The organism is Oceanobacter sp. 3_MG-2023, from assembly GCF_030688925.1.
GTDB lineage: Bacteria > Pseudomonadota > Gammaproteobacteria > Pseudomonadales > Oceanobacteraceae > Oceanobacter.
Map to the genome: position 1 here is coordinate 26,559 of NZ_JAUYVX010000021.1, position 14,090 is coordinate 40,648.

Below are 14,090 nucleotides of genomic sequence, written 5' to 3' on the forward strand. Positions count from 1 at the left end.
CATGGCTGATATTTACCTCGACAATAACGCCACTACCATGTGCGATCCCGAAGTGGTTGATGCGGTGATGCCGTATTTCAGTGAGCAGTTTGGTAATCCGTCCTCCATGCACAGTTTTGGCAACAAGGTTGGATTTGCCCTCAAGGCTGCCCGCAAAAGTGTACAGAACATTCTGGGGGCAGAGCACGATTCGGAAATCATCTTCACTTCCTGTGGCTCTGAATCGGACTCCACCGCTATCCTGTCGGCACTGAAAGCCCAGCCGGAACGCAAGGAAATCATCACTACGGTGGTGGAACATCCTGCGGTACTGAACCTGTGCGATTACCTCGCCACCGAGGGTTACACCGTCCACAAGCTGGCCGTCGATGACAAGGGCCGACTGGATCTGGAAGAGTACAAAAAGCTGCTGACAGACCAGGTCGCCATTGTCTCCGTGATGTGGGCCAATAACGAAACCGGTACCATTTTCCCGGTACTGGAAATGGCCGAGCTGGCTGATGCCGCCGGTGTGTTGTTCCATACCGATGCGGTGCAGGCCGTGGGCAAGATCCCCATGAACCTGCAGGATACCTGCATCCATATGCTGTCGTTGTCCGGGCACAAGTTGCACGCGCCCAAAGGCGTAGGCGTGTTGTATCTGCGCCGTGGTGTACGTTTTCGTCCACTGCTGCGGGGTGGCCATCAGGAGCGTGGTCGTCGTGCCGGCACCGAAAATACAGTGGGAATCGTTGGGCTGGGCAAAGCCTGTGACCTGGCGATGGAGCACATGGAGTATGAAAATACCGAAGTGGCCAAGCTGCGTGACCGTTTGCAGGCCGGCATCCTTGCCGCTGTGCCGCATTCCTTTGTGACCGGAGATCCCTCCAACCGTCTGCCAAATACGCTGAACATTGCTTTTGAATACATCGAAGGCGAAGCCATCCTGTTGCTGATGAACAAGGCTGGTATTGCGGCGTCGTCTGGTTCTGCCTGTACCTCTGGTTCGTTGGAACCATCCCATGTGATGAAGGCGATGGGCATTCCTTATACCGCAGCTCATGGCACGGTGCGTTTCTCCCTCAGCCGTTATAACACTCCGGAAGAAATCGAACGGGTGATCGAAGCTGTGCCACCGATTGTCGCCAAGTTGCGCAAGCTGTCACCTTATTGGGATGAAAACGGTCCGGTGGAGAACCCTGAACAAGCCTTTGCGCCTGTTTACGCCTGAGTTTGACTGAGCACAGGAGCGCGACCATGACCACAGAACTTCCTGCCATTGTTATTGATGACACCACGTTACGTGATGGCGAGCAAAGCGCCGGCGTTGCCTTTACCGCAGATGAAAAACTGGCCATTGCCAGTCATCTGTCGGCGATGGGTGTGCCGGAGCTGGAAATCGGCATTCCGGCGATGGGAGATGAAGAACGAGAGGTGATGCAAGCCATTGCCGAGCTGGGACTGTCGTCGCGCCTGTTGGCCTGGTGCCGTTTGTTTGATCAGGATCTGGATGCGGTACGGGGTCTGGATGTGGATATGGTGGATTTGTCGATTCCGGTATCGGATCAACAGATTACCCACAAGCTGGGTCGCGACCGGCGCTGGGTCGAAGGCCAGGTCGAGCGTCTGGTAGCCACCGCCGGTGATGCCGGTTTCGAAGTCTGCCTGGGCTGTGAAGATGCCTCCAGAGCCGATGCCGACTTTGTTGCCCGCCTGGCCGATATCGCCGCCAATGCCGGTGCCCGGCGTCTGCGGTTTGCCGATACGGTTGGCATCATGCAGCCATTCTCGGTACTCGACAGCATGCGCACTCTGCGTCGTCGTACTGACCTGGAACTGGAGATGCACGCCCACGACGACTACGGCCTGGCCACCGCCAATACCCTGGCGGCGGTGATGGGTGGAGCCACTCATATCAATACAACGGTGAATGGTCTGGGTGAACGGGCAGGGAATGCGCCGCTGGAAGAATGTGTCCTGGCGCTGAAGCACTTGCACCAGCTTGAAACCGGCGTGAATACCCTGTTGATGCCCGGCTTGTCTGCCCTGGTTGAACAGGCTTCAGGACGTAGCGTCAGCTGGAACAAAAGCATTGTGGGGGCAGGCGTCTTCACTCATGAAGCCGGTATTCATGTTGATGGTCTGATCAAGGATCCACTGAATTATCAGGGCCTTGATCCTCTGGAGCTGGGCCGCCAGCACCAGATGGTACTGGGCAAGCATTCCGGTAAACATGGGCTGATCCGGGCCTACCAGGACATTGGTATCGAGCTGCTGAGCTGGCAGGTTCCGGTGTTACTGCAACAGCTTCGCATTTGGGTCACTCGTTCCAAGCAGGTGCCATCGGCCAGCCAGTTGGTGGACTTGTATCTTGCGTTGGAGCCAGTCATGGGCCATGGCCATAGCGCCAATGGCCCGACAGAGGAGATGAACGTATGTCAGCTACATCCAGTCGCCAGCTAACGGCTCGCCAATCGTTGTGGTCGCAATGGCGTGAAGACATTGCCAGCGTGTTTGAACGAGATCCGGCAGCCCGCACGACCTTCGAAGTGTTGACCACATATCCTGGTGTACACGCGCTGATTTTTCACCGTATCTCGCACCGGTTATGGCTGCGGGGCTGGTGTTACGCTGCCCGCTGGCTGTCCTGTTTTGCCCGCTTGCTCAGTAATGTGGATATTCATCCTGGAGCGACAATCGGCGCCCGTTTTTTTATCGACCACGGCGCTTGTGTGGTGATCGGCGAAACCGCCGTCGTTGGTGACGATGTTACGCTTTATCACGGCGTGACGTTGGGAGGCACCAGCTGGAACAAGGGCAAGCGTCATCCAACCTTGGGAGATGGCGTGATGGTAGGAGCCGGAGCCAAGATTCTCGGCAATATTACCGTCGGTAGCGGCAGTCGGGTTGGGGCCAATTCCGTTGTGGTCGAGGACGTTCCTGAACAATGCACCGTGGTAGGGATTCCAGGCAAGGTAGTCAAACTGCGCGAAGCGGGCTTGCTCAACCCTTATGGCATCGATCTGGACCATCATTTGATACCAGACCCTGTTGGTAAAGCGATCAGCTGTTTGTTAAGCCGGATTGACCTGTTGGAATCCCGCCTTGATAGCCGGGATGCCGAAGAACGCTACAGCCATTGCGAGACAGATAATCAGATTTGTGAACAGGACTGCCCTGGTGGCCAGGTGATCAAGGCCCGGCAGTCATTGGGGACGGTGAGGTAAGCAGCATGGACTTGCAGGATTTCAAAGGCCAGATGATGTATTTCGACGAGCCGCTGACCGCGGAAGTTGAAGAGCTCATGAACCGGGCAGCATATGCATACGGCGATGGGGATGCAGAAGGCTACTTGTTAAAAGCCTATGCCCGGGCTCCTGCTCATATGACGGTTCTGGTTGGCCTGTACCGGTTTTATTACTACCAGCATCGTTTGCCTGAAGCGATTGCCGTCGCCCATGAGGTGATGGCTGAGATTGCCCCTGGAATCGGCTTTCCGGACCATTGGGAAAAGCTCACCTCCGACGATTTGAAACGGGGTGTGCTGGAATCTTTTACCCGGGTGCGCTTTTACCTGCTGGCCTTGAAAGGAGCCGCCTATCTGACACTGCGGCTGGGTGATATGGCCGAAGGGATACGGATGCTGAACAAGGTGGTGGAGTTTGATACCAGCGACCGGTTGGGTGCCCGATCGTTACTGCAATCGATTGGCCCGGCCGTGGTGGTCAATAACCAGCCAGCCACCCCGGCAGTATCATAAGAATAGAGAAGAACGGACAGCAAGCGACTGACTTGCTGCGACCATCGGCGGGTGTCCGGCCATTGTGCGACGACCCGACGATGAGCTGACAAGACGTGATGAATAACGTGATTGATGACGAGAGCTATCTAACAGCGACCTAACAGAGGGGTAACGCTATGGAACTGCAAGACGAATTGAGCCTGGAAGACGCATTGGATGAATTGGTGTCGGCGGAGGACTTTCTGGAGTATTTCGGCGTACCTTTTGATCCGGCTGTGGTTCATGTGAACCGGCTGCATATCATGCAGCGTTATCACGACTACCTGAGTCAGAGTGAAGACTCCATGGCAACACATCTGGGTAATGACGAAGCCTTGCGCTCTGTCTATCGGGCACTGCTTGAACGTGCTTATTCCGATTTTGTGGAATCTGATGCCCTGACCGAAAAGGTATTCAAAGTGTTCCGTATGCACGAGCCACAAACCGGCTTTGTACCATTGGATAGCCTGCTGTAATTCAAGCAAAAGGAGGAGCCTGTGAAACCTGCCTATGAGTATGGCGATGAAGTAAGGCTGATTCGCAACGTCCGTAACGATGGTACTTACCCCGGCAAGGACGTCGGGGAGCTGCTGATTCAGCGAGGTGCCATTGGTTGTGTTTACGACGTCGGCACCTACTTGCAAGACCAGCTGATCTATCGGGTGCACTTTCTGGATACCGGCTGCACGGTTGGCTGCCGCGAGGAAGAGTTGATCCCGGCGGATGCATACTGGATCAGCAACCGTTTTGAATTCCGGGATGCGGTGGTGGCGACTGTGTCGATGTCGAGTCAGGGTGAGGCGGTGGTTCAGCCAGGGGATCTGGGAGAAATATCCCGGGTGATCCGTGAAGACGGCAAGTTGTTTTATCACGCTCGTTTTCATGGTCGTACCTTTCAGGTTCCAGAAGCGGCACTTGAAGCTCCGGATGATGATCGTCCGCCGGTGGAGCATGAGGATTCACAAATAGCAGGGGGAGCAGCATGAGTGCACTGGCCCGATCTGTCGAGCATGAGGACAGACCACTGAATGGTTACCGTGAGCTGCGGATTGCTGGCGAGCAATTCGGTTGTTCACCTCATGAGCTCACGCCTGAGCAGGCGCGCAAATTACAACGTATCGCCAGTAATGAGCTGGCGTTGGAACAGTTGATACTGTCCAGCCCGGAAGCGGCACAGGTGAGTGTTCCGACCTCACAACTGGACGCGGCTCTGGATCAGATTCGCCAACGGTATGAGTCCGATGCGCAATTTGAAGAAGCATTGGAGCATAACGGGCTGGGGACTGATGACTTGCGTGACGGTCTGTTGCGGGAGTTAACGGTCGAAGCGGTGATGGAGTTGGTGGGTAGCCGGGGAGTGCATGTTGATGCGACCGAAGCGACCTTGTTTTATTACCTGCATCCGGAACGTTTTGCCAAGCCCGAAATCCGTACTGCCCGACATATTCTGATTACCGTGAACGAAGGCTTTGCCGAGAACGAACGCAACGCGGCTTTTCAGCGTCTGGAGGAGATCACGCGTCGGGTGAAGCGTTCGCCCAAGCGTTTTGCTGAGCAGGCACTGAAACACTCCGAGTGTCCGACCAGCCTGAATGGCGGTTTGTTGGGGGAGGTTCGTGCCGGCACCCTGTTCCCTGAGCTGGACAAGGCCTTGTTTTCGATGTCGGAAGACGAGTTGCGAGGTCCGATTGAAAGCGAATTGGGCTGGCATTTATTGTGGTGTGAAAAAATCCACCCGGCCACCCTGATGCCTCTGGATGAGGTATTGCCTCGCCTGCAAGAGGAATTGCAACAGCGTCAGAACAAGCGTACCCAGAAGCTCTGGCTGAAACAGCGCGCCGCCAGCGTCTGAGTCGATTACCTGCCGCGCCGGAGACTGTCGGCGTGGCGCACTGATCCAGGAGGTCACCATGGCAGACAGCCCAAGCTCCGCACAGCCTACATGTTCATTTTGCGGGATCGAAAAATCCCCTCAAGTTCCCCTGATAGCCGGTAACGACGGTCATATTTGTGAGCAATGCGTCAAGCTGGCCTATCAGGTTGTTAGCAGTTGGGGGCGTCGTACCCAGAATCCGTCCGAGCCGGAATTAAAAACGCCACTGGCGATCAAGGATTTTCTGGACGAATACATTATCGGTCAGGATGAAGCGAAAAAAACGCTATCGGTCGCCGTCTATAACCACTATCTGCGTTTGAAGTTCCAGGACAGCCAGGCCGAAGCCAGAATACCGGTTAACGGTGGCAGCGATATGGTCGAGCTGGAAAAATCCAATATCCTGCTGGCCGGGCCATCTGGTACCGGTAAAACCTTGCTGGTCAAAACCCTGGCACGAATTATTGGTGTGCCTTTTGTGATCGGTGACGCCACTACTCTGACCCAGGCCGGTTATGTCGGTGAAGATGTTGACAGCCTGCTCAAGCGCCTGCTGGAAGCTGCTGAAGGGGATGTTCAGCAAGCCCAATGGGGCATTGTCTATATCGATGAAATCGACAAGATTGCCAGCCGCGGCAGTGGTGGTGCCAGTGCCCGGGACGTATCCGGGGAAGGTGTGCAACAAGCATTACTGAAAATGGTTGAAGGCAGTGAAGTTCGCATTTCCAAATCCGGCCGCAGGGAAGGGGGCGAGGAAGTGGTGCTGAATACGCAGAATATTCTGTTTATTGTTGGTGGGGCTTTCCCTGGACTGACAGAGCTGATCAGCAAACGGTTGCAGCCACCCAAGTCCGGGATTGGTTTCAGTGCCCCGATCAATACCGCCTCAGCAATCAGTAATGAGCAGTTATTGGTGGCTCTGCAGCCGGATGACTTGCTGCAATTTGGCCTGATTCCTGAATTTATCGGCCGTTTCCCGGTGATTACCTTTTTGCAGGATCTGGATGTCGACAGCCTGAAACGGATTTTGACCGAACCCAGAAATGCCCTGACCAAGCAGTACCGCCAGCTGTTTGCCTTCCAGAATGTCGGATTGGACTTTACCGAAGAGTCGCTGACCTTTATTGCCAAGGAAGCCGTGAAGCGGGGGACGGGAGCCAGGGGATTGCGAGGAATGATGGAATCCATGCTGCTGTCGACCATGTTTGACTTGCCATCCCGTACTAATCTGGCTTCGTGCACCGTTCAGGTGTCGGGAGAAGAGGAGTCGGCGCAACTCAGCGTGCGGGAAGAATATGGTGATGGTGAAGTGGTGCAGGAGCCTTTACCGACACCGACGGCAACCGTTGACGTTGCAGATAAATCTGAAGCTCTACCCGCAGCATCCCAATGCGTTTGATGATTTGACGGAAGCTGTTGTTTTGTTTTTTTGGTCGCCTCTGGCGGCCTTTTTTTATGGTTTGGGGATAACCAGTTACCGCTTGTTGGCCGCAAGGGTCAGAAACAAGGCTTGAAAGGTTTGATCAGGACTAAAAAAAGGCACGGCCAGTGGGGATTACTGGCCATGCAAGGCTTTGAGGAAGGAAAAGCAAATTTACAGCGGCAAACCAAATTCAGGGGCAATCTGGCCTAACCAGGCATTCAGGCGTTCTTCGGTCAGTCCGGTCTGGTTGTCGAGGTCGAGCGCCAGACCAACAAATTTATCGTCCAACAAGGCGGCGGACTGTTCAAATTCATAGCCATCGGTTGGCCAGCTGCCAACGAATTTGGCACCACGCTCGGTGAAAAACTCGTACAGCTCTCCCATGGCGTCCAGAAACTCATCCGGGTAACCCACTTGATCACCCAGGCCATAGATGGCTATGGTTTTGCCGCTGAAATCCATATCTTCGATTTTGGGTAAAAATTCTTCCCAGCTTTCTGCATCGCAGTCTGATGACAGGCCTGGCAATTCGCCGTCGCCCAGAGTCGGAGTGCCGATCAGCAGATATTCGTAGCTGGCAAAGGCATCAGGCTCGGTTCTGTTGACGTTGAGCGGTGCGGCCATGATGTCGTCGTCGAATTTCTTTTTGATCATTTTGGCAACCTTACGGGTCTTGCCTGTGTTGCTGCCGAAAAACAGCCCTATTTTGGCCATGCGTGTTCTCCTTTTGGGACGGTAAATAGGCACTTGCCGTTGATCATTTTCGATATCATTAACGGCTGTTGCTCATACCGGGGTTTTGCAGGCGTTGTGCCAGTTTGTCGGAGCTGTAACATTATGAATTTTCTGGTTTTTTTTATTTTGTGTCGGTATGTGTCGGAAACCAGACAAGCGTAATCGGTAGATCTTTGCTGCTTTGTAGCTTTTCCAACAAACCCTGCTATTGACTGCTCAAGCCGTCTCTGACTGTCGGGTACATCTATTTACTCCTGCACGGCGGCAACCCGTGCCCTTCGGGGCTGCCGGATGATCTCGACTCGGTGTCGCCGACGTTTGACTTGACCCGTCAGGCCTGCAAGTCGGCTTCGTGATTCGAAACCATCCGGTGGCCAAGAGTGAGCACCGGGTTAAATAGATATCCCCTGTTATATATACAGAGTTATAAGGCTTTGATCCTCAACTTAATCAATGTTTATCCACAGATCTTGTGTATAAAATTTTTGATATGGCATGCTTTTTGTCAGCTAATGAGGGACGATGATATGGATTAACCGTGTTGTCTTTTAATCTGTTGGTTTTTTATTTTTTTGTTTAAAAACAAGGTGTTATTTGTTTTTTTATTGGCTTTTGAATAGCTTTTAGCAGCAAGAGAATCAGTTGGTTATCATATAATCTGAGTGATTATTACTGATATCGCTTATAGGCTCCGGTAAAAATGAAAATAACATGACAGATTATCCACAGATTTTGTGGATAACTTTGGGTGTAAGTTGAAGAAAAATACGTTCAGGCATGATGAGTGGGCGGGCACTGTCAGATTGTACAAAAAATAACCAGGTGGTGGGGCATCGTGCTGCCGTGCAGGTGGAATCCGGGGAGCGTGCAGGGCAACAGGATTGCCAGGCAAACAACATAATGATCCCCGGAGCCTGGGTCTTTGGCGGATTATTGAGTCAGTGATGCTTTTAAGGGTTCGTGCTGTGCCGCTTCAAGGCGCGGTCCAAACTGGCTGACAACCTGTGCTGATGCCGCGGATGCCAAGCGGCCGGCAGCCGCAAAGTCATGGCCATGGGTCAATGCATAGAGGAAAGCTCCGGCAAACATATCTCCGGCACCGTTGGTGTCGACGGCGGTGACGCTGTGTGGCGCAATGCGGTGCAGTTGTTCGCCATCCCAGGCCAGGGCGCCGTCTTTGCCACAGGTAACCGCAAAGGTGTGGGCCTTGGTTTTTAAAGCCGTAATGGCGTCATCCAGATGGCTGGTTTCTGTTAGCAGTTGGGCTTCCTGCTCATTGCAGAACAGCAGGTCAACACCGTCGCCCATGATTTCCAGAATACCGTCACGAAAGTATTGCACCATGGCTGGGTCAGAGCAGGTCATGGCGACCTTGACGCCATGTTGGCGCGCCAGTTCGCGTACCTGAACGGCGGCTGCCCGCGAGGTATCTCCTGTCACCAGGTAGCCTTCTATATAAACGTACTCAGAACTGGCGATGGCGGTTTCGTTGATATGTCGGGCGTGCAGGTCTGAGGTAATGCCGAGGAAGGTATTCATGGTGCGTTCGGCATCCGGGGTAACCATAACCAGGCATTTGCCGGTGGTGCCGGTTTCACGATCGTCGCCCAGATTGGTGTCTACGCCAGCTGCCTTGAGGTCGGTGACATAAAAATCCCCTGATTCGTCGTTGGCGACATTACAGGTGTAGTAGGTTTTGGCACCGAAATAGCTGGCTCCTATAATGGTGTTGGCAGCACTCCCTCCACAGGCACGTTTTTTCAGTCCATAGGTGTCGGTCAGTTGCCCGAGCAGCCCGGTCAGTTGCGTTTCGTCAATCAGGGTCATCAGGCCTTTTTCTATGCCCGCTTTGGCAAAAAAGGCGTCATCCACCTCAAATTCCTTATCGACCAGTGCGTTACCGATGCCGTAAATGTGGTATCCCATTGTGTATCTCGTGTTATGTCAAAGAGGCCGCAGTGTAACAAATGACAGCGACAACGGACGATGGGCCGCGGCTCTCTGCCGCTGCTGGTTCTGGTGTGGCTGACCCGGTGTTCGACCGTCGGTTTATTGATGCCGTCGGTTGAGGTTTGCGTTTATGATACGGCGATGAATCCTGTTTCCCGCTTTATCCGTCAGCATCAGCGTGTTCGTCATGCGGTGTATCAGACTGAGTCGAATATTTTTCGTTCAATGACGCGTACAGCATCAACCTTGCTGTTGTTTGTGGGTGTTCATGCGTTAGCGATGATGTGGCTGGAGTCCATGACCCCTTGGCAGGCGGTGTGGTTGACGCTGACCACGCTGGCGACGGTGGGTTATGGGGATGTGTCGGCACAAACCCCGTTGGGGCAGCTGATGACGATTGTGCTGATGTATGGCTGCGGCATCACACTGATGACTTTCCTGATCAGTGATTATGTCGATTTTCGAATGGCGCGGCGGGAACGTATCCGCACCGGACACTGGGACTGGAATATGGCTGACCACATTTTGATCATCAATTCACCGAAGTACAATTATGAAGCCTATTTCTTGAGGATGGTCAGCCAGATACGGGAAAGTGGCGAGTATACGGATACGCCGATCATGCTGTTGAATCAGGACTTTGCCAATGGTCTGCCTGACAGTTTACGACGGCTGGGGGTGGTGCATGTGACCGGGTTGGCCAGTCGTCCGGAAGATTTGGCCCGGGCCGGTGTTGAGCGGGCACGGCATATTGTGGTGCTGTCGCGGGATGAATATTCTCCGGATAGCGACAGCTATTCTTTTGATGTCTGCTATCGTCTGTATGAGCGCCATCTGGGGCCGCGGGTGATTGCCGAAGTTGTGGACGACGCCAATCGGGCGCGTTTGCGGGACTTGAAGATCAAGGCATTGTTACGACCCATTCGTTCATATCCGGAAATTATTGTCCGGGCGATGGTGGCCCCCGGCGTTGAGCGGATTATTGAAGATATGTTCACCCATGAGGATGATCATGCCGTGCGTTATCCCGTTTGGCTGGAGGGAGAACGTTGGGCTGATGTGGTGAATGCGGTGGTACAAAATAATCTCGGTACCCCGTTGGCGTTTGTCTCAAAAGAAGGGGAGGTATTTACCCACCCGGATGGAGATGAACATGTCCAGGCGCAGTCGATTATCGTCCTGGTTCACACGGAAAAACCTCCTACCGTGAGCGATATCCAGCACGCGATCGAAATCCATTTTAATCAGGGCCTGGCTGATATCGAATAACTTTTCTGTGGTTCCCACAGTGCGTTGTCAGGGCCGTTTATCCTGTTCTGAATGTGTGTGGTAACGGAGGGATGCGATTGTTGTTGTCTCACCGATGCCTGGCTGTCTTTCTGTTTCCGGCTGACTGTCTTGTTTCCCGATGAGGCTTGACGTTCTGGCGCCGCGAACCTTCTGCTATAGTCGCCCGGTTATTTAGCGGGAGTTGTGCCAATGCTCAGTCAGTTACTGGCGTTACTGTCCGATGGTCGTTTTCATTCCGGGGACGACTTGGGGCAGATATTGGGGGTCAGTCGGGCCGCCATATGGAAGCAGATGAAAAAGCTGGATGAGCTGGATATTCCCTATTCTTCTGTTAAAGGTAAAGGTTATCGGCTGCAGGATGCCATCGAGCTGCTCGATCAGGCCAGTATCGAGCAGCAGATGTCAGATCGGCTGGATCGGCTGGATATCTTGCTGGATGTGGATTCCACCAACAGCTGGTTGTATCAGCGGGCGCCGGATCATTTGGGCAAGCGTTATGCGGTTCTGGCAGAGAAGCAGCATCAGGGACGCGGTCGACGCGGTCGCCACTGGGTCAGCCCGTTTGGAAAAAATATCTACCTGTCTTTTCTGGTGACGCTGCCAGGTACCTTGGCTGAACAGGAAGGCTTGAGCCTGATGGTGGCCATTGCCCTCGAGAAAGCACTGCTGGCGCTGGGTATTGAAGGGGCTGGGCTGAAATGGCCGAACGACGTGTATATCGAGGATAAAAAAGTAGCTGGTATTCTGTTGGAAGGTTGCCAGACACAGCCTGGTTTTTGTCAGATTGTTATTGGTATTGGTCTTAATCTGGCGCTGAACCAGCAGGATGCGGAGCGTATCGAACAGCCCTGGACCGCCTTGCGACATTATCAACCAGGTCTGTCACGCAATACGGTTGCCGCGGTGCTGTTACAACAACTGAACTGGGCGGTGGATGAATTCCAGCGCGATGGCTTTGGTCCCTGGATGGCGTATTGGGCTGAACGGGATGTCTTTTACCGCAAGGAGGTTGTTTTGAGCGGATTGGCCGAGCCACGTTATGGTGTCGTAAAAGGTGTGAATCGCAAAGGGGAATTGCTGTTGCAAACCACCCGCGGTATTGAAGTGGTTATTGCAGGAGAATTGAGTGTCCGTCCTGTTAATTGATGCGGGGAATACCCGTATAAAGTGGCGTTATCAGGGCGACGGTGGTGTTGTTCATCGTGGTGGTTGCGCCCATGCGGACGTGGCTGCCCAGCAATGGCCTGCGGTTGGACGTGCGCTGGTGGCCAGTGTGCATGATAACCCCGGACTGCATCAGCAGCTGCAGCAGCAATTTGCCGATCGACTGGTGTGGTTGTCTCACCCACTACTGGACTATACGGATTTCCAGCATTGTTACCCCAACCCTGAGCGCCTGGGCGTTGATCGTTGGCTGGCGATGCTGGGTGCTCGCAAGCACAGCGATGCTGATGTACTGGTCGTTGATGCCGGGACTGCGATGACGGTTGATTTTCTGTTGTCAGACAATCAGCATGAAGGTGGGTTTATTGTGCCGGGGCTCACATTGGCGCAACAGATGCTCTGGCAGAATACCGAACGGGTACGCCCGTACCTGGACGAAATGGCCAGCGAACAACTGCAACCCGGTCGTGATACGGTGCAATGCGTCACCGCCGGGGTGCGGCGTCAGCAGGTTGCTTTTGTGCGTAATGTGCTGGAAGACTATGAGGGGTATATCCCCTTTTTTACCGGTGGTGATGGAGAATGGCTGGCCGTCGCACTCGACGTTCCTTACTGGCCTGAGCTTATCTTTGACGGACTGGATACCCTATGCGCTGGATATTTTTCTGCCTGGTGACAGGTAACTTGCTAGCTCTGGCTGTGTTCTGGCAGCAGGAGTCGGTGCCGGTTAAGACAACCACTGGTCTTGAAATAGCCTCGGGACAGCGGCTGACATTGATTTCTGAAGCCGCGGTGACTCTGCCGAAGGCGAAAGACATCCGTAGTCAGGAGACCAGGAGCAACAGGCACTGCTTTGTTCTTGGCCCTTATAAGGATGAGCTGAGTGCGCGCCATGCAAAAGCCCGTGCGGCTGCGCTCGGCATGAATGGCCGGACCAGCAGAACCGAGTTGCCGGGCGGGGAACCTCGTGAGTTCTGGGTGCACGTACCGCCCCGGGCAAGCCGGGATGCGGCGATGCGGATCCTGAAAGAGTTACAGCGGCGTGGTATCGACAGCTACATCATTACCAAGGGTGAGTTGTCTGAAGGGGTGTCATTGGGATTGTTCCGGCAACGGGAGTCTGCAGAAAGGCTGGTGGAACGGGTCAAGCAATACAATATTCCGGTTGCCCTGCGTGAAGTGTTGGATGTTGTAGAAGAGTTCTGGTTGGAAATCCCTGTCAGTGATGAGATGGGCGAGCGGTTACGACAACGTATCATGGCAGACGATAAAGCGGTCAGCTGGCAAATGAGCCAGTGCCAGTAGGGACGTCCATCCGGGTGTCATAACCGGAGAAGACAAAAAAATGGATATAAATAACAAAAAGTGTTGACAGCTATCGGTTCCAGTCATATATTACGCGCCACTTCGGTGGGGTTCCCGAGCGGCCAAAGGGATCAGACTGTAAATCTGACGCGAAAGCTTCGCTGGTTCGAATCCAGCCCCCACCACCAAATTCAGAATCAGCGCTATGTCGATGATTTGACAGGAGCGAGGCCTACAGTCCCGGCTTCGGCCTGAAGGTTCGCGGGTATGGTACAATGGTAGAACCTCAGCCTTCCAAGCTGATGATGCGGGTTCGATTCCCGCTACCCGCTCCAGGTTACAAAATTTGCTGATATAGCTCAGGCGGTAGAGCGCATCCTTGGTAAGGATGAGGTCCCCAGTTCGATTCTGGGTATCAGCACCATTGATTAAATTGCAGAAAGGTAGGCTAATGCCTGCCTTTTTGTGTATCTGACGGTCTGAAATCTACTACCACGTAAGAGAGAGAAGGTCATGGCTAAGGCAACGTTTGAACGTTCCAAACCCCACGTAAACGTAGGTACTATTGGTCACGTTGACCATGGTAAAAC

Annotated in this window: 13 protein-coding genes, 3 tRNA genes and 1 pseudogene; 15 read left to right on the forward strand and 2 right to left on the reverse strand. The window is 53.7% G+C overall.

Annotated elements, in window-relative coordinates; genetic code table 11:
* Position 1 precedes the first annotated feature (1 nt).
* The 8 genes and pseudogenes from nifS to clpX all read left to right on the forward strand — a co-directional run.
* Entirely contained in the window at positions 2-1,210 is a 1,209-nt protein-coding gene (gene nifS / locus Q8W32_RS15955; protein WP_303433669.1) for a cysteine desulfurase NifS, read from the forward strand.
* Positions 1,211-1,236: 26 nt separating this feature from the next.
* On the forward strand, positions 1,237-2,442 hold the full coding sequence (gene nifV / locus Q8W32_RS15960; RefSeq protein ID WP_303433670.1) for a homocitrate synthase: 1,206 nt from the start codon (positions 1,237-1,239) through the stop codon (positions 2,440-2,442).
* Between the two features lie 14 nt (positions 2,443-2,456).
* Entirely contained in the window at positions 2,457-3,206 is a 750-nt protein-coding gene (gene cysE, locus Q8W32_RS15965) for a serine O-acetyltransferase (protein WP_368501386.1), read from the forward strand.
* A gap of 5 nt (positions 3,207-3,211) precedes the next feature.
* Positions 3,212-3,739, forward strand: coding sequence for a hypothetical protein (locus tag Q8W32_RS15970; RefSeq protein WP_303433673.1), 528 nt, complete (start codon positions 3,212-3,214; stop codon positions 3,737-3,739).
* Positions 3,740-3,897: 158 nt separating this feature from the next.
* On the forward strand, positions 3,898-4,236 hold the full coding sequence (gene nifW / locus Q8W32_RS15975; protein ID WP_303433674.1) for a nitrogenase-stabilizing/protective protein NifW: 339 nt from the start codon (positions 3,898-3,900) through the stop codon (positions 4,234-4,236).
* Positions 4,237-4,257: 21 nt separating this feature from the next.
* Positions 4,258-4,746: a nitrogen fixation protein NifZ gene (locus tag Q8W32_RS15980; RefSeq protein WP_303433676.1), complete on the forward strand. Its 489-nt coding sequence runs from the start codon at positions 4,258-4,260 to the stop codon at positions 4,744-4,746.
* Positions 4,743-5,612 (forward strand): nitrogen fixation protein NifM, encoded by an 870-nt coding sequence (nifM, locus tag Q8W32_RS15985; protein WP_305415619.1) that lies wholly within the window; start codon positions 4,743-4,745, stop codon positions 5,610-5,612. Before Q8W32_RS15980 ends, nifM begins: the two co-directional genes overlap by 4 nt.
* Before the next feature lie 58 nt (positions 5,613-5,670).
* Positions 5,671-6,900 (forward strand): annotated as a pseudogene (gene clpX, locus Q8W32_RS15990) (ATP-dependent Clp protease ATP-binding subunit ClpX); the annotation flags it as partial.
* A gap of 327 nt (positions 6,901-7,227) precedes the next feature.
* Here the strand turns inward: clpX and Q8W32_RS15995 are convergent.
* Complete coding sequence (locus Q8W32_RS15995) at positions 7,228-7,770, reverse strand: flavodoxin (protein ID WP_305415621.1); 543 nt, start codon at positions 7,768-7,770, stop codon at positions 7,228-7,230.
* A 951-nt stretch (positions 7,771-8,721) separates the two neighbouring features.
* Complete coding sequence (locus Q8W32_RS16000) at positions 8,722-9,717, reverse strand: adenosine kinase (RefSeq protein WP_305415622.1); 996 nt, start codon at positions 9,715-9,717, stop codon at positions 8,722-8,724.
* Positions 9,718-9,882: 165 nt separating this feature from the next.
* Between Q8W32_RS16000 and Q8W32_RS16005 the strand changes: the two genes are divergently transcribed.
* From Q8W32_RS16005 to Q8W32_RS16035, 7 genes are all read left to right on the forward strand, one after another.
* Positions 9,883-11,010: a potassium channel family protein gene (locus Q8W32_RS16005; RefSeq protein WP_305415623.1), complete on the forward strand. Its 1,128-nt coding sequence runs from the start codon at positions 9,883-9,885 to the stop codon at positions 11,008-11,010.
* A 210-nt stretch (positions 11,011-11,220) separates the two neighbouring features.
* Positions 11,221-12,177, forward strand: coding sequence for a biotin--[acetyl-CoA-carboxylase] ligase (locus Q8W32_RS16010; RefSeq protein WP_305415624.1), 957 nt, complete (start codon positions 11,221-11,223; stop codon positions 12,175-12,177).
* Positions 12,158-12,871 carry a type III pantothenate kinase gene (locus Q8W32_RS16015; protein ID WP_303433689.1) on the forward strand — a complete coding sequence of 238 codons (714 nt, stop codon included), beginning with the start codon at positions 12,158-12,160 and terminating at the stop codon, positions 12,869-12,871. The genes Q8W32_RS16010 and Q8W32_RS16015 overlap by 20 nt, the downstream gene beginning before the upstream one ends.
* A complete protein-coding gene (locus tag Q8W32_RS16020) occupies positions 12,844-13,500 on the forward strand; it encodes a hypothetical protein (protein ID WP_303433691.1) in 657 nt (218 codons plus the stop codon). The genes Q8W32_RS16015 and Q8W32_RS16020 overlap by 28 nt, the downstream gene beginning before the upstream one ends.
* Before the next feature lie 104 nt (positions 13,501-13,604).
* Positions 13,605-13,688, forward strand: a tRNA-Tyr gene (locus tag Q8W32_RS16025).
* 73 nt (positions 13,689-13,761) lie between these two features.
* Positions 13,762-13,835, forward strand: a tRNA-Gly gene (locus Q8W32_RS16030).
* A gap of 13 nt (positions 13,836-13,848) precedes the next feature.
* Positions 13,849-13,924: transfer RNA gene (locus tag Q8W32_RS16035), tRNA-Thr, on the forward strand.
* The last annotated feature ends 166 nt before the right edge of the window (positions 13,925-14,090 follow it).

Excerpts from the sequence above, each read along its gene's own strand:
- nifS (WP_303433669.1), top strand. The coding sequence starts at position 2 with ATGGCTGATATTTACCTCGACAATAACGCCACTACCATGTGCGATCCC.
- nifM (WP_305415619.1), top strand. The coding sequence starts at position 4,743 with ATGAGTGCACTGGCCCGATCTGTCGAGCATGAGGACAGACCACTGAAT.
- Q8W32_RS16010 (WP_305415624.1), top strand. The coding sequence starts at position 11,221 with ATGCTCAGTCAGTTACTGGCGTTACTGTCCGATGGTCGTTTTCATTCC.
- Q8W32_RS16020 (WP_303433691.1), top strand. The coding sequence starts at position 12,844 with ATGCGCTGGATATTTTTCTGCCTGGTGACAGGTAACTTGCTAGCTCTG.
- Q8W32_RS16000 (WP_305415622.1), bottom strand. The coding sequence starts at position 9,717 with ATGGGATACCACATTTACGGCATCGGTAACGCACTGGTCGATAAGGAA.
- Q8W32_RS15970 (WP_303433673.1), top strand. The coding sequence starts at position 3,212 with ATGGACTTGCAGGATTTCAAAGGCCAGATGATGTATTTCGACGAGCCG.
- nifV (WP_303433670.1), top strand. The coding sequence starts at position 1,237 with ATGACCACAGAACTTCCTGCCATTGTTATTGATGACACCACGTTACGT.
- Q8W32_RS16005 (WP_305415623.1), top strand. The coding sequence starts at position 9,883 with ATGAATCCTGTTTCCCGCTTTATCCGTCAGCATCAGCGTGTTCGTCAT.
- nifW (WP_303433674.1), top strand. The coding sequence starts at position 3,898 with ATGGAACTGCAAGACGAATTGAGCCTGGAAGACGCATTGGATGAATTG.
- Q8W32_RS15995 (WP_305415621.1), bottom strand. The coding sequence starts at position 7,770 with ATGGCCAAAATAGGGCTGTTTTTCGGCAGCAACACAGGCAAGACCCGT.